Consider the following 17,665-nt stretch of genomic DNA (forward strand, 5'->3'; position numbering starts at 1 on the left):
ACAGTACCGAACGGCCCTGCCTCATCGCTCACCAGCAGCCTCGCCGGGCATCATGGGCACCCCCATTCACCCATGAAACGGACAGGTGCTCATGGCGGACGCAAGCGGCGCCACGGCCTCGGCCCCGGTCCCGGACCCCGCCCTGACCCCGGCCCCCAGCCTGCGGCGCCGCACCGCGCCGCTGCTGGCCGTCTGGGTCCTCACCCGGACCGCGCTGCTGCTCTGCGTCCTCAAGGTCGTCGTCGTCCCCGGCCCCGACGTCACCAGCGACGTCTCGGTGATCTACCAGGGGTGGCACGACGTGCTGAGGACGGGCGCCTTCCCGCTGGACGACGTCACCTGGCAGTACCCGCCCGCCGCCGCCCTCGCGATCCTCTCCCCCACCGCGCTGCCCTTCCTCGGCTACGCCGCCGCCTTCTACGTCCTGTGCGCCCTGTGCGACGCGCTCGTCCTCGGTCTGCTCGCCTACGCGGGCGCCCGGCCCGGCAGGACATGGCGCGGCGCGTGGGTGTGGACCGCGGGCGTCCCGCTGCTCGGCCCGACCGCGTACGCCCGCTACGACCTGATGGCCACTGCCGTCGCCGTCGCCGCACTGCTCGCCGGGGCCCGCCGGGCCCGCACGCTGGGCGCGCTGGCCGGCTTCGGCGCGCTGCTGAAGCTGTGGCCGCTGCTGGTGCTCACGGGCGTGCCGAACGGGCGGGCGGCCCGGCGCGCCTGGGCCGCCGCGGCCCTCACGGCAGGCGGCCTGGCCCTGGCGTTCCTCGCCGCGATGCCGGGCTCGCTGGCCTTCCTCGCCTTCCAGAGCGACCGGGGCACCGAGATCGAGTCCCTGGGCGCGCTGGCCTTCCACACGGCGCGGCACTTCGGGTGGCAGGGGACGACGGTGTTCGCCTACGGCTCGGTGGAGTTCGTCGGTCCCTACGTCCCGCTCGTCTCCGCGCTGGCCCTCGGGCTGAGCGCCGCCGCCCTGTGCTGGCTGGCGCTGTGGCGGCTGCGGGCGAGGACGTTCGGGCCGAGCACGCCGTGCGACGCGGCCTTCGCGGCGGTGCTGCTGTTCACGACCACGAGCCGGGTGATCAGCCCCCAGTACATGGTCTGGCTGGTCGGCACGGCGGCGGTCTGCATGGCCTTCCGGGCGAGCCCGATGACGCTTCCGGCCTGGCTGGTGCTGGGGGCCACCGGGGTCACGCTGCTGGAGTTCCCCGTCTGGTTCGACCATGTGGCGGCGAGCGACCCGCTCGGTCTGCTGCTGCTGGCCGTACGGAACGGGCTGCTGGTCGCCGCCACGCTGACGGCCTGCCGACGACTGTGGCGCCGGACGACAGCGCCCCCGGGCGACGGCCGGGCCCAACCGGCCCGCGACCGCCAGTCGCTCGCCTCGTGAGCCAGCGCCGAGCACGCACGCGGTCGGGCCTCGCGCCCGGAGTCGGTCAACCGCCCCGCCGCTGCCGCCCGGCCGTCGCTGGCCTCCTGAGCCGGCGCCGAGCGCCCCACGCCCGCTGACGGCCTGCCAACGGCTGTGGCGACGGACGGCGGCCGCCCCGGGCCACGACCGGACCCAGCCAGCCCACGACCGGCGGTCGCCGACCTCGTGAGCCGCGCCGAGCGCGCACGCCGTCGGGCCTCGCGTCCTGAGCCGGTCAACCGCCCCGCCGCTCCCGCCCGGCCCAGGGGGCAGTCAGCCGCTCCCCCACGTACCCCCGTCCAGGACCGTCAGCCGCCCCGCCGTTCCCCGCCCCCGGCAGGCAGCCGCTCCTCCACGTACGACCGCCACCGCACCGTGAAGTCCGCGGGCGTCGTCCCCAGGATCTCGACCATCGCCTTCTCCACCGCCCCCGCCCGGTGCCTGCCCGCGCCCACGGCCCGGTAGAACGTCCGCAGCCGGTCCTCGCCCCACGCCTCGGCGATCAGCTCGCAGGCCAGCCAGCCCCCCTCGTACGCCCGTGCCAGCCGGCCTGAGTCCCCGCCGAAGGAGAAGTCCCCGTCCGCCGGGAGCGCGGCGGGCGTCTCGCCCCGACGGACCGCGCGCAGCAGTTCGGGGGCGGCCTGCTTGGCGCTGTAGCCCGTGCCCCGGTAGGCGACCCAGTCCGCGAAGCCCTCCGAGAGCCACAGCGGGGTCGCCGCCGAGGTGTGCGCGCGGGTGGCCACGTGGGTGGTCTCGTGCGTCAGCACGACGCTCTGCCCGAAGCCGCCGAGGACTTGGTACGCCTCCGGGTTGACGATCACCCGGTCCGCGGGCGACGTCCCCGGCGCCCCCGTCTCCCCGGTGGTGACCGCCGCGATCCCCCGGTACCCGGCCGCCGGCGCCCCCAGCAGCGCGCCCATGGCCTGAAGCGAGGGCGGGACGAGGATGACCACGCGCCCGGCCCACTTCTCGCGCCAGGCCTCGGAGACCGCGGGCGCGGCGCGGTCGGCGGAGGCGGCGAGCGCCCGCAGCCGCTGACGGGTCTGGCCGACGCCGAGGACGAGGCTGTGACTGCCCCGTACGGCGTCGACGTCGCCCTGCTCCCACAGCAGCTGCGGCCCGCCGCGAGCGGCCCGGTCGGCGGTCAGCCGCCAGCCGTCCTCCCGCTCCTCGAGCTCTACGGAGCGCGCGGCGGCCGCCGGGGCGGTGTCGTAGCCGTCGATCCGGTAGCGCAGCTCGACCTCGGCGACGGCTCGGGCGCCCTGCCGCACGACCTTGCCCACCCGGTACTCCCAGGAGCTCAGCGGCACGTCCGCGAGGCTCTGGAGCTGCTTCAGCTGCGCCGCCCGCAGCCGCCCGGCCTCCGGTGCCAGCGCGGCGAGGAATCCGTCGCGGTCCCGGCTGAGCACGGCGGCCGCGCGGCTGTCCAGCAGCCGCTGGACCGCGCGCACGTCCGTCCCGGAGGTCTCGGAGGACGTGCAGCCGGAGGCGGACAGCAGCACGGCGAGGCCGAGCCCCGCCGTACTCCGTATCGCCTCACGCCGTGTGCGCCCCTGACCTGCCACGCTGCCGATCGTACGGAACGCGCCGCGCGAGGGCTTCAAGGGAGGGGGGCCGCACTCTGGGCCGCCGTCGCCGCTCAGACGCGGGTGACCGCGTTGACGGGCATCATGCCCACCGGGTCGTACCGCACCGAGGCGCCCGGATAGGGCGCGTGGACGACCTGCCCGTTGCCCATGTACATCCCGATGTGGCTGGCGTCGCCGCGGTAGGTCACCAGGTCGCCGGGGCGCGCCTGGGAGAGCGGGACCTGCCGGCCCGCGTTCCGCTGGGCCTGCGAGGTGCGGGGCAGGGCGACGCCCGCCTGGGCGTAGGACCACTGGGTCAGGCCCGAGCAGTCGAAGGCGGAGGGCCCGTTGGCGCCCCAGACGTACGGCTTGCCGACCGCGCTGCGGGCGGCCGCCGCGGCGGCCGCCGCACGCGCCGAGGAGGGCGCCTGGTCCGACAGCTCGGGCGCCTCGTCGCGTCCGGAGCGAGAGGCCCGTTCGAAGGCGTCGCGCTCCGAGTCCGGCAGAGCGTCCAGCAGCCGCCGGGCGGCGGCGAGCTTGCCCTCGACGGCGCGCTTGTGGAGGGCGACCGCGGCCCGGCTGAGCTCCAGCTCGGCGAGGTCGCGACGGGCTTCCGCGCGCTGCTGGCCGAGGCCGCGCTGGGCTCGCTGGAGCTCCTGGAGGGCGGAGGTCTGGAGCGCGGTCATCCGGTCCAGGGTCGCGGCCCGGTCGAGGTAGGTGTCCGGCCGCGCGGAGAGCAGCAGCGCCAGGGTCGGGTCGATGCCGCCGGAGCGGTACTGCGCGCCCGCCACCAGGCCGAGCGCGCCCCGCATCCGGTTGATGCGCTCCTGGCCCCGGGCCACGCTGTCCTGGGCCTGCGCGACCTGCTCGCGCAGGTGCTCCACCCGCTCGCCGGCCCTGTTGAAGCGCTCGGCGGCCCGCTCGGCCTCCTCGTACAGCCGGTCGACCTTGGTCCGGACCGCCTCTGCGGTCTCGCGCGGCTCGGCGACCGCGGGCGCGGCCCCGAGGGCCGCGGCGGCCGTGGCCGCCGCGGCGGACAGGACGGTGACCCGGGCGCTCTGAGTGAGGCCGGGGTGTGCGGGACGGCGATGGGACGCCACAGGCCGCGCTCCCTTCCGCTGTACGAGGGATGTTGCGCGGCAGACAGTAGCCGGGCGGACACGGAGCGCCAAAGACCGCGCCGGGCACGCAAAGTGACGCCCCGCCGGAGACCACAGGTCAACGGCGGGGCGCCAGGTCAGCTCTTGGTGCGGGAAATCGCCCGATTGGGCGTCAGATGCGCACGCCGAACTGGAAGGGCATGTTGTTGATGGACTCGTAGCGCACGTTCGTGCCGGTCCGCGGGGCGTGCAGCACCTGGCCGTTGCCGGCGTAGAAGCCGACGTGGTGCAGGTCGCCGTAGAAGATCACCAGGTCGCCCTGCTTGAGGTCGCCCTGCGAGTAGATGCGGGTGCCGGCGTTGGCCTGCGCCTGCGAGGTGCGCGGGATGGAGATGCCGGCCTGGGCGAACGCCCAGGAGGTCAGCCCGGAGCAGTCGAAGGAGTTCGGGCCGGACGCGCTGTAGACGTACGGCGAGCCGATCTTGCTCTGGGCTGCGGCGAACGCGGAGGACGCGCGCCCTGAGGCGGGCGTGGCCGGACCGAGGTCCGCGCGCGAGCTGGCGCGGTCGGCGCGGGTCTCGTCGGCCTTGAGCGCGGCGCGCTCCTGCGCGGTGAGCGAGTTCAGCAGCTTCTGGGCCTCGCCCAGCTTGCCCTGGACTTCCTGCTTCTTCTCCCCGAGCTGCTTGCGGGTCTCGGCCAGGTCGGCGAGCTTGCCCTGGGCCTCCTGGCGCTGCTGCGCGAGGGTGCGCTGCTTGGCCTGGATGTCGGCGAGCGCCTCGGTCTGCTTCGCGCCGAGCTGGTCGAGCGCGGACGCCTTGTCGAGGTAGGTGTCCGGGTCGGCGGAGAGGAAGAGCTGCACGGCGGGGTCGATGCCGCCGGAGCGGTACTGGGCGCTGGCCACCGAACCCAGGCTGTCGCGCAGGGTGTTGAGCTCGTCCTGGCCGCGGGCGACCTTGTCCTGGAGGGCGTCGATCTCCTTGTCGAGCTTCTCCTGCTGCTCCTTGGCCCCGTTGTACTTCTCGGTGGCCTTCTCCGCCTCTTCGTAGAGCTTGTCGACCTTGGCCTTGACCTCGCTCTTGCTCGGCTTCGGCTCGGCCTGCGCGGTCTGGGCGGTCAGGGCCACGGCCGCGGCGGCGGTCGCGGTGAGCACGGTCACGCGGGTGCGGCTCGGCTGCTTGGGACGACGGTGGGACGCCACGAAGGCGAGCTCCTTCTTCCTCGAGCCGCCTACCGGGCTGTGGGGGGTTCAATCCCCGGCGTCCGCACGTCGCACCCCGGGGAGAAAAGGAGCGAACTGGACGAACTCGGCGGTTCCTTCGCCGTCGTCCCGGATGGACGATCAACCGCGCGAAGGTTCGAGGCCCGACCCTAGTGACCTCCCTGTGATCAGTTCAAATCCTCACGACAAAATTATGGGCTGCGGAGTGTTTTCTTTACTCGCATCACACACGCTGTAATGAGCACTTGACGCAACGTCTGTCACGAGGAGTATCAATTCGGGCATTCGGCCCGGTAGTTACTAGGCGCGCGAAAGCCGCTTCAGCAACAAGACGGACGCGACCGGCCTGGCGCCGGCCTTCGCCACCCCGTCGGCGACCTCGCGGTCGGTGGAGACGACCACCACGGGCCGGCCGGGCGGCTCCGCGCGCACCAGCTGACGGATCAGCTCGTCCGCGGTCACGCCCGCCTTGGAGAACAGCACCCGCACCCCGCGCGGCGGCGCGAGCAGCACCGGAGCGGCCAGCTCCGCCCCGTCGAAGACACAGGTGACCTCGGCCCCGGTCTGGGCCGCGAGCATCGACAGACCGCCGAGCAGGCGCAGCCGCTGCTTCTCCAACGGCATCGTGGGATACCCGGTCTTGGTGACGTTGTAGCCGTCGACGACCAGATGCACCTGCGGCAGCGCGAGCAGCTGGTCGAGCAGGGCAGGGTCGGTCTCGGAGAGGGCGCGGGCGGCGATGTCCTTGGGCGACATACGGCCCGGCTCGACCGCGTCGACGGTGTCCGCGGGGTGGATCCCGGCGGGCGGCAGGGCGAGCTCGCGACGGAGCCCCTGGGCGGCGTCCAGGACGGTGTCCAGGAGCAGTCGCAGCCGCATGTCCTCGATCGAGCGGCCCTCCCGGGCGGCCCTCCTGCCGGCCTCCACGGACGCTTCCGCTTCGCTGAGCCGCGCCTTGAGCCTGCGGCTCTCGCTCTCGGCCGCGGACACCTGGGCGGCCGCCTCCGACCTTGAGCTCTCCAGGTCGGCGTCCCGGCGGCGGAGCGCCGCCTCGCCGCGCTTCACATCGCTCAGGGCGCTGCGCAGCTTGCGGCGAAGCGATTCCGCTTCCTTGCGCGCGGCGTCCAGCTCGGTGCGCAGCCGCTCGGTCTCGGCCCGGGTGTGCGCCTGGGCCTCGGCCAGCTCCTCGCGCAGCCGCTCCAGCTCGCGCCGGCCCGCCTCGTCGGCGCGCTCGGCGTCCGCCCGCTGGGCCTCCTCGCCCGCGGCGGCGACGAGCTTCACCCATCCGGCGGGCCGCAGCACATAGGCGGCCGCGGCCACGTCGATCGGATCGGCGGCGGCGGGCGGCGACCCGGACTCCAGGGCCCCGGACAGCTCGGGCTGGGCCTTGCTGAGCCGCTCGCCGATGCGCTGGCGGAAGACGGGGTCGCTCTCCAGCGCGGCGGCCATCGCGTTGCCCGCGAACTTGGCCCGCCGGCTGGGGGTGAAACGGGCGTACTGGCGCAGCTGCGCCGGGAGTTCGCCGACGGTCAGCCCGCCGAACGCGTCCGAGACCAGCGCGACGACCCTGCGCCGTACGCCTTCGGGCAGCGGGCGGTCGAGCGCCTCCGCGGCGTCGCCGGCCGCATCGGCCGGCTCCGCGCCGCTTTCAGGCTGCTCCACAATCCGTCACCCCATTACCCGTTCGGGCGGCTCCGTCAGGAGCCCGCGCCCGGCCTGTCCACCAGCTCGATCTGATCCACAGCGTTGCACCAACGACAGCGCACTGACTCGATGGTCTCACTGACCACCTCGCGCTCCTCGATCGTGGGCTCGCCGGCCAGGTCCAGATGGACGTATTCGACGACCTTGGACGAGCGGGTGACGTCGAAACGAGTGAGGTTGCCGCACAGGGTGCAGCGCCAGCGGGTCTCGGCGGTCGGCGAGGGTACCGTCGTCATCGTGCCGTCCTCTTTCGTCATACGAGTGCGAGTGCGGTTGCCGCGGTGCGCCGTCGAACTGCGGGTGTACTGCCCGTAACCCTACGGCCTCGCGGGTACCCCGTGGCGCGGCGAGGCACTCTGTACCGTTCGGTCCCGCTGCGCCATGCTCTGTCCATGATCGGTTGGTGGCGGGCGGTACGGGGCGCGGCGACGGGACCCGCCGTGACATACGCGGCGATCGCGGTCTGCTGCGCGGTCTTCCTGGTCAGTCCGGTCTCCGGCCTCAATCCGTCGTACGGCGTCGGCGACGGGCTGCTCTCCGCGCAGAGCGCGTACTTCGAGCGCTGGGGCGTGATCCCCGCCGACCTGACGAGCGGCGCCCCGAACGCGCTGGCCACCCCGCTCACCGCCCTCTTCGTCCACGGCAACTGGCTCCACCTGCTGGGCAACATGCTCTTTCTGTATGTGTTCGGGGCGATGGCCGAGGAGCGGATGGGGCAGCTGGAGTTCGGCCTGTTCTATGCGGGCTGCGGCTACCTCGCGCTGCTCGCCTACGCGGCGGCCAACGCCGGCTCCGAGCAGACCCTGGTGGGCGCCTCGGGGGCGATCTCGGGGGTGCTCGGCGCCTTTCTGTACCTCTTCCCGAAGGCAAGGGTGACCAGTCTCTTTCCGTTCCTCTTCTTCCTGCCGCTGCGGTTTCCGGCGTGGGCGGTGCTGATCTTCTGGTTCGTCCTGCAGTGGCTGGCGGCCCGGGGCGCCGGGAGCGGTCCCGGGGTGGCGTATCTGGCGCACCTGGTGGGGTTCGGGGTGGGATTCCTCTACGCCTGGGGACGGTTCCGGCAGGGGACTAGAGTGAAGGCCCAAGCAGCGGCCACCGAGGGAGAAAGCCAACCGTGATCACCGCGATCGTGCTCATCAAGACCAGCGTGGACCGCATCCCCGAGATCGCGGAGTCGATCGCGGCGCTGGACAGCGTCAGCGAGGTCTTCTCGGTCACCGGCACCTACGACCTGATCGCCATGGTCCGCGTGGCCAGGCACGACGATCTGGCGGACGTCATCCCGGGCAGCATCAGCAAGATCCCCGGCGTGGAGGCGACGGACACGCACGTCGCGTTCCGTACGTACTCCCAGCACGATCTGGAGGCGGCGTTCGCGATCGGCCTGGACGCCTAGCCGCCGCCCTCGGCGCCCGCAGCAGCCGACAGCCGACAGAGCCCGCGCCGGTGGCGCGGGCTCTGTCGGCTGTGCTCGGCTCGAATCGGCTCGCCTCGGGTCCTGTGTCAGACCGCCGGGACGCAGCGGCCGTCCTGCGTGTGGTACGTCCACCGGGCGCCGTCGCGGACCAGCTCGGCCACCGCCCCCACGAAGCGCTCCACGTGCTCGTCCGGCGTGCCCGCGCCGAAGCTGACCCGGATGGCGTTCAGGGACCGCTCGCCCGGCTCGGCCTCCGGCGCGCCGCACTCGCCCGGGTCCTGGGGGGCGCTGCCGAGGAGGGTGCGGACCAGGGGGTGGGCGCAGAACAGGCCGTCGCGCACCCCGATGCCGTACTCCGCGGAGAGCGCGGCGGCGAAGTGCGAGCTGTTCCAGCCCTCGACCACGAAGGAGATGACGCCCACGCGCGGCGCGTCGTCCCCGAACAGGGAGAGGACCTTCACCTCGGGGACCTCCGCGAGACCCGCGCGGACCTTCGCGACCAGCTCCTGCTCGCGGGCGACCAGCGCCTCGAAGCCCGCCTCCGTCAGCGCCTTGCACGCCGAGGCGATGGAGTAGGCGCCGATGACGTTCGGCGAGCCCGCCTCGTGGCGCGCGGCCGTGGTGTGCCACTCGACGTCCACGCCTCCGTCCACGCGGCGTGCCACCGTGCGCGAGGCGCCGCCGCCCGCGAGGTACGGCTCCGCCTCCCGCAGCCAGTCCGCGCGCCCGGCCAGGACGCCGGAGCCGAAGGGGGCGTACAGCTTGTGCCCGGAGAAGGCGACCCAGTCGACGTCCAGCTCGGCGATGTCGACGGGGTGGTGCGGCGCGAGCTGCGCCGCGTCCAGGACGATCCGGGCGCCGTGGGCGTGCGCGGCCGCCGCCAGCTCCTTGACCGGCCACAGCTCGCCGGTGACGTTGGAGGCGCCCGTGACGCAGACGAGGGCGGGGCCGTAGGGGTCGCGGTCCGCCAGCGCCCGCTCCAGGGTCTGGACGGCCTGCTGGGGTGTGCGCGGGGCGTTCAGGCAGGTGACGCGGGCGTCCCTCCAGGGCAGCAGCGAGGCGTGGTGCTCGGTCTCGAAGACGAACACCTCGCAGCCGGCCGGGACCGCGGCGGCCAGCAGGTTCAGCGAGTCCGTCGTCGACCGGGTGAAGACGACCTGGTCGCCGGGGCGGCAGCCGAGGAAGTCCGCGACGGTCTGGCGGCTGTTCTCGAAGAGGTCGGTGGAGAGCTGCGAGAGGTATCCGGCGCCGCGGTGCACGCTGCCGTAGTACGGGGCGTAGGCGGCCACGTCGTCCCACACCCGCTGGAGGGCCGGCGCGCTCGCCGCGTAGTCGAGGGCCGCGTAGGCGACTTCGCCGCCGGTGACCAGCGGGACGGTGACGTCCCTGCCGAGCACGGGCAGCGGGGCGCCGCAGCAGGGTTCGGCGGCGGACTCGGCCGATCCAGCGGACGCAGCGGGCGCTGCGGACTCTGCGGGCGCGGCGGGCGCGTGGGCTTCGACGGCGGTGTTCGGGCGTGCGGACATGGCGGCATCTCCCTGCAAGACAAGGCGTGGGGTCCCCCTCGAAGAGGTCGGAGGGGGTCTTCGAACAAGCCCGTACTGGCGGCTCAACAGCCGTGCTGGGTACGGGAACTGCCCCTCAGGCGCGGCAAGAGGGCCGCACGGAGGGGGTGTTGAAGGAGGGGCGCAGACGCCCTATCGCATTCGCTTGCTCACGAGACTGCTCCCTTGAGGACCAGGACCCCAGGGCTTGCAGGGGTCCGCGCTTGCCGTAGACCTCGCTGCCTACGGCCTGGTCTTCACCCGGGGCACCCCGCCACGGACGGAGGGTTGCCGGACAGCAAGCCGGGGCCTGAAACGCTGTCACTCATGACCTTGAAAGCATCCTGCCATAGGTCGCGCCGAGCGCAAGGGCGCAGTCCGGATTCTGGACTGCGCCCTTGGTCACACTCAGCGAGCACGCACTCTCACGCGTTGCTCGCGGCGACCCACCTCTCCAGGGCCGCCTTCGCCGCCCCGGAGTCGATCGACTTCGCCGCTCGGGCCACGCCCGCCGCCAGCTGCTCGTTGAGCGTCCCGTCCGTCGGCTCGAGCGCGACCAGCGCCGCGGCCGCGTTGAGCAGCACCGCGTCCCGCACCGGTCCCGTCTCGCCGGCCAGCAGCCGCCGCGCCACGTCCGCGTTGTACGACGCGTCCGCGCCCCGCAGGGACTCGACGGGCACCAGGTCGATGCCGATGTCGCGCGGGTCGAAGGCCTCCTCGCGCACGGACCCGTCCCGTACGACCCACACCCGGGAGGTGGCGGTCGTCGTCAGCTCGTCCAGGCCGTCGTCGCCGCGGAAGACCAGGGAGGAGTTGCCGCGCGCGGCGAGCACGCCGGCCACGATGGGCGCCATCCGCAGATCGGCGACGCCCACGGCCTGCGAGCGCACCTTGGCCGGGTTGGTGAGCGGTCCGAGGATGTTGAAGGTGGTCTGCGCGCCGAGCTCCTTGCGCGCCTTCGCGGCGTACCGCAGGGCGGGGTGGAACTTCACGGCGAAGCAGAAGGTGATGCCCGCTTCCCTCGCGACCTCGACGACCCGCCGCGGCGTCAGCTCCAGATTGACGCCGAGCTTCTCCAGGACGTCCGAGGAGCCGCTCGCGGACGAGGAGGCGCGGTTGCCGTGCTTGACGACCTTGGCTCCGGCGCCGGCGACCACGATCGCCGACATCGTGGAGATGTTGACGGTCTTGGCGAGGTCGCCGCCGGTCCCGACGATGTCCACGGTCGCGCCCGGCACCTCGATGGTGTTGGCGTGCGCGTACATGGCCTGCACCAGGCCGGAGACCTCTTCGACGGTCTCGCCCTTGGCCCGCAGCGCCACCGCGAACCCGGCGATCTGGGCGTCGGTGGCCTCGCCGCTCATGATCCGGTCCATCGCCCAGGCGGTGTCGTCCACGCTCAGGTTCTCGCCGCGCAGCAGGGGGTTCAGCACGCCCGGCCAGGAACGAGCCGCCACGCTGTCGCCGCCGACCGGGGTCACAACGTTCATGGTCCGCTCCTGGGTCCACAGCCGATAGGGATGGGTCCACCCTATCCAGCCCCGAGAGCAGCAAAGAGCCCCGTCCAGCGAATGGACGGGGCTCCTGCTGTGGCGACCTGTCGGTCAGGGATCAGTGGTGGCCGTGGCCGCTGGTGATCTCCTTGTACTCCTCGCTCGTCGGCTTGGGGATCTGGCTTCCCTCGCCGTAGTAGGACTTGCTGAGCTTGGCGCGCAGCTTCTCCTTGAGCTTCGGCTTGCGCTCCACGCCGTTCTCGTCGACCGTCGGGCCGAGCTCGACCGGCTCGTACTGCTCGTGCGCGGTCAGCGTGTAGCGGGCCTCGGGCTTCAGCGGCTCGTGGACCTCGACGAACTCACCGTGCGGCAGCCGCTTGATGATGCCCGTCTCGCGGCCGTGCAGCACCTTGTCCTTGTCGCGACGCTGCAGACCCAGGCAGATCCGCTTGGTGATCACGAAGGCGAGGACCGGGCCCACGAAGTAGGAGATCCGGACGAACCAGGTGATCGCGTTGATCGACAGATGGAAGTGCGTGGCGAAGATGTCGTTTCCACCGCCGAGCAGCATGATCACGTACCCGGTGATCCAGGCGACGCCCAGAGCGGTCCTGGTCGGCGCGTTGCGCGGCCGGTCCAGGATGTGGTGCTCGCGCTTGTCGCCGGTGATCCACGACTCGATGAACGGGTAGACCGCGATCGCCATCAGGACCAGGCCGAAGAGCACCAGCGGGATGAAGACGCCCAGCACGAGCGTGTGGCCCGCGAAGTTGATCTCCCAGCCGGGCATCACTCGGATCAGACCCTCGGCGAAGCCCATGTACCAGTCTGGCTGGGCGCCGGTGGACACCTGGTCCGGCCGGTAGGGGCCGAGCGCCCACACCGGGTTGATCGTGAACGACGCCGCGATGATCGCGATGACGCCGAAGACCAGGAAGAAGAAGCCTCCGGCCTTGGCCATGTAGACCGGCAGCAGCGGCATGCCCACGACGTTGTTGTTCGTCCGGCCGGGGCCGGGGAACTGGGTGTGCTTGTGGTAGAAGACCAGGATCAGGTGGGCCACCACGAGGCCGAGCATGATGCCCGGCAGCAGCAGGATGTGGATCGAGTAGAACCTGGCCACCATGTCGTGGCCGGGGAACTCGCCGCCGAACAGGAAGAACGAGATGTACGTTCCGACGACCGGGGTCGCCAGGATCGCGCCCTGGGTGAAGCGGACGCCGGTGCCGGACAGCAGGTCGTCGGGGAGCGAGTAGCCGGTGAAACCGGTGAACATGCCGAGGACGAACAGCAGGAAGCCGAACATCCAGTTGATCTCGCGCGGCTTGCGGAACGCACCCGTGAAGAACACGCGCATCATGTGCACGAACATGCCGGCGAGGAAGACCAGCGCCGCCCAGTGGTGGATCTGCCGGATCAGCAGACCGCCGCGGACGTCGAAGCTGATGTCCAGGGTCGAGGCGTACGCCTCGGTCATCCGGATGCCCTGCATCGGCACGTACGAGCCGTGGTACTCGATCTCGTTCATGCTCGGGTGGAAGAACAGCGTCAGATACACACCCGTGAGGATGATGATGATGAAGCTGTAGAGGCAGATCTCGCCGAGCATGAAGGACCAGTGGTCCGGGAAGATCTTCCGCAGATTGGCCTTGGCCAGGGAGTAGATTCCCAGCCTGCCGTCCGCCCAGTCGGCGACCCGCTCGCCCGCGGGGGCTTTGCGGTTCTTGTCGTCGGTCGTCGCAGTGCTCATCCGCGCTCCCAGAAGGCAGGACCGACGGGCTCTTCGAAGTCGCCGAGCGCCTCGAGGAAGCCTTCGTCATTCACGCCGATCCGCAGCTGCGGAAGTGCGTGACCGGCCGGGCCGAAGATGACGCGGGCGCCGTCGGAGAGGTCGAAGGTGGACTGGTGGCACGGGCAGAGGACGTGGTGCGTCTGCTGCTCGTACAGGCTGATCGGGCAACCGACGTGGGTGCAGATCTTGGAGTAGGCCACGATTCCGTCGTGGGACCACTCGAGCTCGCGCTTGTCCTTGATGTCCTCCGGCTGGATCCGGACGATCATCAGGGCGGCCTTGGCGATCTCGTTGTTGAAGTCGTGCTGGCTCTCCTCCAGGCCCTGGGGCATGGCGAAGGTCAGCGAGCCGACGGCGACGTCCTCGGGACGCAGCGGCTCATTGGTGTTCATGTTGATGAGCTGCTTGCCCTTGGCCCACAGGGTCTTGCGGAGCTTCTCCTCGGGCAGCGGCCCGAGGTCCCGCAGCAGCACCACGCCGGAGAGCGGCACCATGGCCAGCGCGCCGAACATGGTGTTGCGGATCAGCTTGCGACGGCCGATCGCGGACTCACGGGCGCCGTCCGCGAAGTCGGCGAGCACCTTGGCCTTGACCTCGGGCGAGGCCTCGATCGGGTGCCGCTCGTCGGCGACCTCGACGTCCGACATCAGGGTGCGGGCCCAGTGGACCGCGCCCGCGCCGATGCAGAAGAGCGCGATGCCCAGGGTCATGCCCAGCGCGAAGTTGAGCGCGCTGATATGGCCGAGCGGCCAGATGTACACGATCTTGTCGACCGGGAAGATCACGAACGACGCGATGAAGGCGACGGTGGCCAGCATCGACAGCGTGAACAGCAGAGCGACGGTGCGCTCGGAGCGCCTGGCCGCCCGCTCGTCGATGTCCTGGACGCGCGGCTTGTGGGCCGGCAGTCCCGGGTCGCCGAGCGGGTCGTCCTCGACATGCTCTACCGCGACGTGCGCGGTGTCCTGCGCGAGCGGCAGGTTCTCTTCTGGAATCTCTTGGCTACTCATGACTTCTTGGCCTTAGCGGTGTGGGCCGCGACCCAGACGGCGACTGCGATGAGCGAACCCAGACCGAAGATCCAGCCGAACAGACCCTCGCTGACGGGGCCGAGGCCGCCGAGCGCGAAGCCGCCCGGAGTGGCGGTCTCGTCGCCGTTCACCGTCTGGATGTACGCGATGATGTCCTTCTTCTGCTGCTCCGGCAGCGTGGTGTCGGGGAAGGACGGCATGTTCTGCGGGCCGGTCTGCATGGCCTCGTAGATGTGCTTGGGGCTCACGCCTTCAAGGCTCGGGGCGTACTTGCCGTTCGTGAGGGCGCCGCCCTCACCGGTGAAGTTGTGGCACTGGGCGCAGTTGGTGCGGAACAGATCGCCGCCCTTGGCGATGTTCGCGCCGTCCGGGCTGTACTGCTTCTCGGTCGGCGTGATCGGGCCGGCGCCGAGGGACGCGACGTACGCCGCGAGCTGGTCGATCTGGCTCTGCGTGTAGATGTTGGGCTTCTTCGGCACCTGGGCGCCGGGCTGCTGGGCCGGCATCCGGCCGGTCGCGACCTGGAAGTCGACCGCGGCGGAGCCCACGCCGACCAGGGACGGGCCGTCAGAGGTGCCCTGACCGCCGGTTCCGTGGCAGCTGGCGCAGCCGACGGTGTAGAGCTTCTTGCCCTCCTTGATGGCGAGAGACTGGGCGGTTTCTTCGGCCTGCGCCTTGTCCGCGGGTGCGAACGCGGCGTACAGCCCCCCAGTGGCCGCCAGCGCGAGGAGTAGGACGACGACCGCCGCCAGCGGATGGCGTCGTCGTGCGGAGAGCTTTTTCACGGATTACCCCGGTGTCAGGATCTTCTGCGTCGGTGCTTCTGGACTGTGGTCGGGCTCGAGCCCGGCTACTTGATCATGTAGATCGTGGCGAAGAGGCCGATCCAGACGACATCGACGAAGTGCCAGTAGTAGGACACGACGATGGCGGCGGTTGCCTGCTCGTGGGTGAATCTCCTGGCCGCGTAGGTCCTTCCCAGGACCAGCAGGAAGGCGATGAGACCGCCCGTCACGTGCAGGCCGTGGAAACCGGTGGTCAGGTAGAACACGGAGCCGTACGGGCCGGACGAGAGCGACATGCCCGCGTCCTTGACCAGCTCGGTGTATTCCAGCACCTGGCCGCCGATGAAGATCGCACCCATGACGAACGTGATGATGAACCACGTCCTGAGCTTCTTCACATCGCCCCGCTCCGCGGCGAAGACGCCGAGCTGGCAGGTGAGTGAGGAGAGCACCAGGATCGTGGTGTTGGTCGCCGAGAACGGGAAGTTCAGGTGGTCCGCCTGAGCCGTCCAGTAATCAGTGCCCGTCACCGATCGCAGGGTGAAGTACATCGCGAAGAGGGCCGCGAAGAACATCAGCTCGGAACTCAACCAGATGATGGTTCCGACGCTGGTGAGGTTCGGTCGATTGACCGACGGGTGCGCGTGCCCGGTTTCTACTGTCGTTGCTGTCGCCACGACCGACATTATGTCGGTCGCTTATCCCGCCCTCACTCCGGGGGGTGCCGTTCGGTGTGTCAGCCCGCTCGACTGGGACGATGCGCAGAGCCGAACGGCCCATCGAAGAGCTGTCCGAACCAGTGTTGACGGGGTGTCGCAAGGAGTAGCATCCGCCGCATCAGGTTACTGGTCCAATGCCGCCGACGAACTCGGAGGAACAATGAGGTCGACCGCAACCGTGCTGGTCTACAGCGACGACGCGAACACCCGCGAGCAGGTGCGGTTGGCCGCGGGGCGCAGGCCGGCCGCGGACGTCCCGCCGGTCGAGTTCCTTGAGTGCGCGACCCTGCCGGCCGTCCTCAAGGCGCTGGACGAGGGCGGCGTGGACGTCTGCGTGCTGGACGGCGAGACGGCTCCGGCGGGCGGCATGGGCGTCTGCCGGCAGATCAAGGACGAGATCTTCGACTGCCCGCCCGTGCTGCTGCTGATCGGCCGCCCCCAGGACGCCTGGCTGGCCACCTGGAGCCGTGCCGAGGCCGCTGTGACCCTTCCGGTCGAGCCGGTGGAGTTCGCGCAGTCTCTGGCCGCCCTGCTGCGGCGCAGGCTCTCTGTGGGCGCGTGAGGCCCTCCCCGGTCGGGCTCACGCGCCGCTGACCGCCCGCCGGGTCAGATCTGGGGGCGCAGCCGCGCCGCGTCGTCGGGGCGGCTGCCGTCCCTGGTCTCGGCGACCAGGGCGCTTCCGCCGCGCCACTTGTCCCAGGACAGGTTCCAGTCGCCGAAGCCGTTGCCGAAGGGGTCCATCGTGTCGCCCCCGCTGTTGACGACCTTGACGATGTCGCCCTCGCGCACGGTCTCGAAGAACCACGCGGCGTTGCCGGTGGACATGCCCGTGCAGCCGTGGCTGACGTTCGCGTACCCCTGGGAGCCGACCGACCAGGGCGCCGCGTGGACGTACTCGCCGCTCCAGGTGACGCGGGTGGCGTAGTAGACGGGCAGGTCGTAGGAGTCGGCGCTGCCCTCCGGGATGCCGATGCTCGTACCGCGCATGCGTACGAAGTACTCCTTGCCGAGCACGACCTTGATCCCGTTGCGGGTGGAGAAGCCGGGCTTGCCGGTGGTCACCGGAATGGTGTTGATCACTTCTCCGTTGCGCAGCACGGTCATGTGGTGGGTCCCGGCGTCGGTGATCGCTTCTATGCGGTCGCCGATCGTGAGCTTCAGCGTCTTGGAGGCGCCGCCGTAGAGGCTGTTGGCGACCTTGACGCCCTGGAGGTTGCTGCTGGCGCGGACGGTCGCGCCGGCGGGCCAGTACTCCTTGGGGCGGTAGTGCATGGTCTTGTCGTCCACCCAGTGCCAGGCGCCCTCCACCGCGGGCTGGGAGTGGACCTTCAGGCCGCGTTCGATCACGGCTCTGGCGGCCCTGTCCCGGACCGGGGAGCCGAGCTTGGCGGTGATCGGCTGGCCGACGCCGTACTTCCCCGCCTGCGGGCCGAACTCGACCGCAAGGTGCCGTTTGGCGGGCGAGGTCTGGAAGGTGAGCGTCTTGGCCCCCGGAGCGCCGTCCTCGTCCTCCGTGGCGACCTCCACGGTGTATCTGACGCCGGCCGACAGCGGGGCCGTGGAGCGCCAGCGGACGCCGTCGGCGGAGAGCTCGCCGGCGAGGTGGTGGCCCGCCTGGTCGGTGGCGGTGACGTCGGTGATCCGGCTGTCCTCGCCCTCGGCGGTGACTTCGAGGGGCTTGTCGGGGTCGACCTTGGCGCTGCCCTCGGGGGCGTTGAAGGAGACCTGTCCGGCCGCGTCGTAGGGCTGCGCGGCGAGCGGGTGGGGGTCGGAGTCGCCGCAGGCCAGCGCGGTCGCGCCGATGGCCACGACCAGCAGCGTGCAGCTGACAACCGAACGGATGCGCGGCTTGTGAGTCATAAGCACACGCTATGAAGATCATGCCGCAGCG

16 protein-coding genes and 1 riboswitch are annotated in these 17,665 nt (G+C 71.3%); of the genes, 4 read left to right on the forward strand and 12 right to left on the reverse strand.

All coding sequences use genetic code 11. From position 1 onward, the window contains the following. Positions 1-91 precede the first annotated feature (91 nt). Complete coding sequence (locus AB0M39_RS16630) at positions 92-1,384, forward strand: glycosyltransferase 87 family protein (protein WP_365364768.1); 1,293 nt, start codon at positions 92-94, stop codon at positions 1,382-1,384. A 329-nt stretch (positions 1,385-1,713) separates the two neighbouring features. Here AB0M39_RS16630 and AB0M39_RS16635 read toward each other — a convergent pair whose 3' ends face one another. From AB0M39_RS16635 to AB0M39_RS16655, 5 genes are all read right to left on the reverse strand, one after another. Beyond that, positions 1,714-2,970, reverse strand: a complete 1,257-nt coding sequence (locus tag AB0M39_RS16635) for a hypothetical protein (protein WP_365364770.1) — start codon at positions 2,968-2,970, stop codon at positions 1,714-1,716. A gap of 74 nt (positions 2,971-3,044) precedes the next feature. Beyond that, a complete protein-coding gene (locus AB0M39_RS16640; protein ID WP_365364772.1) occupies positions 3,045-4,073 on the reverse strand; it encodes an NlpC/P60 family protein in 1,029 nt (342 codons plus the stop codon). Between the two features lie 172 nt (positions 4,074-4,245). Next, entirely contained in the window at positions 4,246-5,271 is a 1,026-nt protein-coding gene (locus tag AB0M39_RS16645) for an NlpC/P60 family protein (protein ID WP_365364774.1), read from the reverse strand. A gap of 321 nt (positions 5,272-5,592) precedes the next feature. Further along, complete coding sequence (locus tag AB0M39_RS16650; RefSeq protein ID WP_365364776.1) at positions 5,593-6,954, reverse strand: NYN domain-containing protein; 1,362 nt, start codon at positions 6,952-6,954, stop codon at positions 5,593-5,595. 35 nt (positions 6,955-6,989) lie between these two features. After that, complete coding sequence (locus tag AB0M39_RS16655) at positions 6,990-7,232, reverse strand: hypothetical protein (protein ID WP_365364778.1); 243 nt, start codon at positions 7,230-7,232, stop codon at positions 6,990-6,992. 156 nt (positions 7,233-7,388) lie between these two features. Between AB0M39_RS16655 and AB0M39_RS16660 the strand changes: the two genes are divergently transcribed. Then, entirely contained in the window at positions 7,389-8,111 is a 723-nt protein-coding gene (locus tag AB0M39_RS16660) for a rhomboid family intramembrane serine protease (RefSeq protein WP_365364780.1), read from the forward strand. Beyond that, positions 8,108-8,389, forward strand: a complete 282-nt coding sequence (locus AB0M39_RS16665; RefSeq protein WP_242334674.1) for an Lrp/AsnC ligand binding domain-containing protein — start codon at positions 8,108-8,110, stop codon at positions 8,387-8,389. The genes AB0M39_RS16660 and AB0M39_RS16665 overlap by 4 nt, the downstream gene beginning before the upstream one ends. 107 nt (positions 8,390-8,496) lie before the next feature. Here the strand turns inward: AB0M39_RS16665 and AB0M39_RS16670 are convergent, their stop codons facing one another. The 6 genes from AB0M39_RS16670 to AB0M39_RS16695 form a co-directional block, all read right to left on the reverse strand. Beyond that, a complete protein-coding gene (locus tag AB0M39_RS16670) occupies positions 8,497-9,936 on the reverse strand; it encodes an aminotransferase class V-fold PLP-dependent enzyme (RefSeq protein WP_365364782.1) in 1,440 nt (479 codons plus the stop codon). Positions 9,937-10,169: 233 nt separating this feature from the next. Further along, positions 10,170-10,287: riboswitch (SAM riboswitch) on the reverse strand. A 92-nt stretch (positions 10,288-10,379) separates the two neighbouring features. Continuing rightward, the gene (gene trpD, locus AB0M39_RS16675) at positions 10,380-11,444 is read right to left on the reverse strand and encodes an anthranilate phosphoribosyltransferase (protein ID WP_365364784.1); all 1,065 of its coding nucleotides are present in this window, start codon (positions 11,442-11,444) and stop codon (positions 10,380-10,382) included. 121 nt (positions 11,445-11,565) lie between these two features. Continuing rightward, a complete protein-coding gene (locus AB0M39_RS16680) occupies positions 11,566-13,197 on the reverse strand; it encodes a cytochrome bc complex cytochrome b subunit (RefSeq protein ID WP_365364786.1) in 1,632 nt (543 codons plus the stop codon). After that, complete coding sequence (locus tag AB0M39_RS16685) at positions 13,194-14,249, reverse strand: Rieske 2Fe-2S domain-containing protein (protein WP_365364788.1); 1,056 nt, start codon at positions 14,247-14,249, stop codon at positions 13,194-13,196. Before AB0M39_RS16685 ends, AB0M39_RS16680 begins: the two co-directional genes overlap by 4 nt. Next, positions 14,246-15,055, reverse strand: a complete 810-nt coding sequence (locus AB0M39_RS16690) for a c-type cytochrome (RefSeq protein ID WP_365364790.1) — start codon at positions 15,053-15,055, stop codon at positions 14,246-14,248. The genes AB0M39_RS16685 and AB0M39_RS16690 overlap by 4 nt, the downstream gene beginning before the upstream one ends. 65 nt (positions 15,056-15,120) lie before the next feature. After that, a complete protein-coding gene (locus tag AB0M39_RS16695; RefSeq protein WP_365364792.1) occupies positions 15,121-15,741 on the reverse strand; it encodes a heme-copper oxidase subunit III in 621 nt (206 codons plus the stop codon). 193 nt (positions 15,742-15,934) lie between these two features. Between AB0M39_RS16695 and AB0M39_RS16700 the strand changes: the two genes are divergently transcribed. Beyond that, entirely contained in the window at positions 15,935-16,336 is a 402-nt protein-coding gene (locus AB0M39_RS16700) for a hypothetical protein (RefSeq protein WP_365364794.1), read from the forward strand. 44 nt (positions 16,337-16,380) lie between these two features. Here AB0M39_RS16700 and AB0M39_RS16705 read toward each other — a convergent pair whose 3' ends face one another. Continuing rightward, positions 16,381-17,634, reverse strand: coding sequence for an Ig-like domain-containing protein (locus AB0M39_RS16705; protein WP_365364796.1), 1,254 nt, complete (start codon positions 17,632-17,634; stop codon positions 16,381-16,383). Positions 17,635-17,665: the final 31 nt, after the last annotated feature.

This window comes from Streptomyces sp. NPDC051907 (assembly GCF_040681075.1).
Classification (GTDB): Bacteria; Actinomycetota; Actinomycetes; order Streptomycetales; family Streptomycetaceae; genus Streptomyces.

Coding starts and splice junctions, on each gene's coding strand:
- AB0M39_RS16655 (WP_365364778.1), bottom strand. CDS start 7,232: ATGACGACGGTACCCTCGCCGACCGCCGAGACCCGCTGGCGCTGCACC.
- AB0M39_RS16680 (WP_365364786.1), bottom strand. CDS start 13,197: ATGAGCACTGCGACGACCGACGACAAGAACCGCAAAGCCCCCGCGGGC.
- AB0M39_RS16705 (WP_365364796.1), bottom strand. CDS start 17,634: ATGACTCACAAGCCGCGCATCCGTTCGGTTGTCAGCTGCACGCTGCTG.
- AB0M39_RS16670 (WP_365364782.1), bottom strand. CDS start 9,936: ATGTCCGCACGCCCGAACACCGCCGTCGAAGCCCACGCGCCCGCCGCG.
- AB0M39_RS16660 (WP_365364780.1), top strand. CDS start 7,389: ATGATCGGTTGGTGGCGGGCGGTACGGGGCGCGGCGACGGGACCCGCC.
- AB0M39_RS16685 (WP_365364788.1), bottom strand. CDS start 14,249: ATGAGTAGCCAAGAGATTCCAGAAGAGAACCTGCCGCTCGCGCAGGAC.
- AB0M39_RS16700 (WP_365364794.1), top strand. CDS start 15,935: ATGAGGTCGACCGCAACCGTGCTGGTCTACAGCGACGACGCGAACACC.
- AB0M39_RS16630 (WP_365364768.1), top strand. CDS start 92: ATGGCGGACGCAAGCGGCGCCACGGCCTCGGCCCCGGTCCCGGACCCC.
- trpD (WP_365364784.1), bottom strand. CDS start 11,444: ATGAACGTTGTGACCCCGGTCGGCGGCGACAGCGTGGCGGCTCGTTCC.
- AB0M39_RS16695 (WP_365364792.1), bottom strand. CDS start 15,741: ATGTCGGTCGTGGCGACAGCAACGACAGTAGAAACCGGGCACGCGCAC.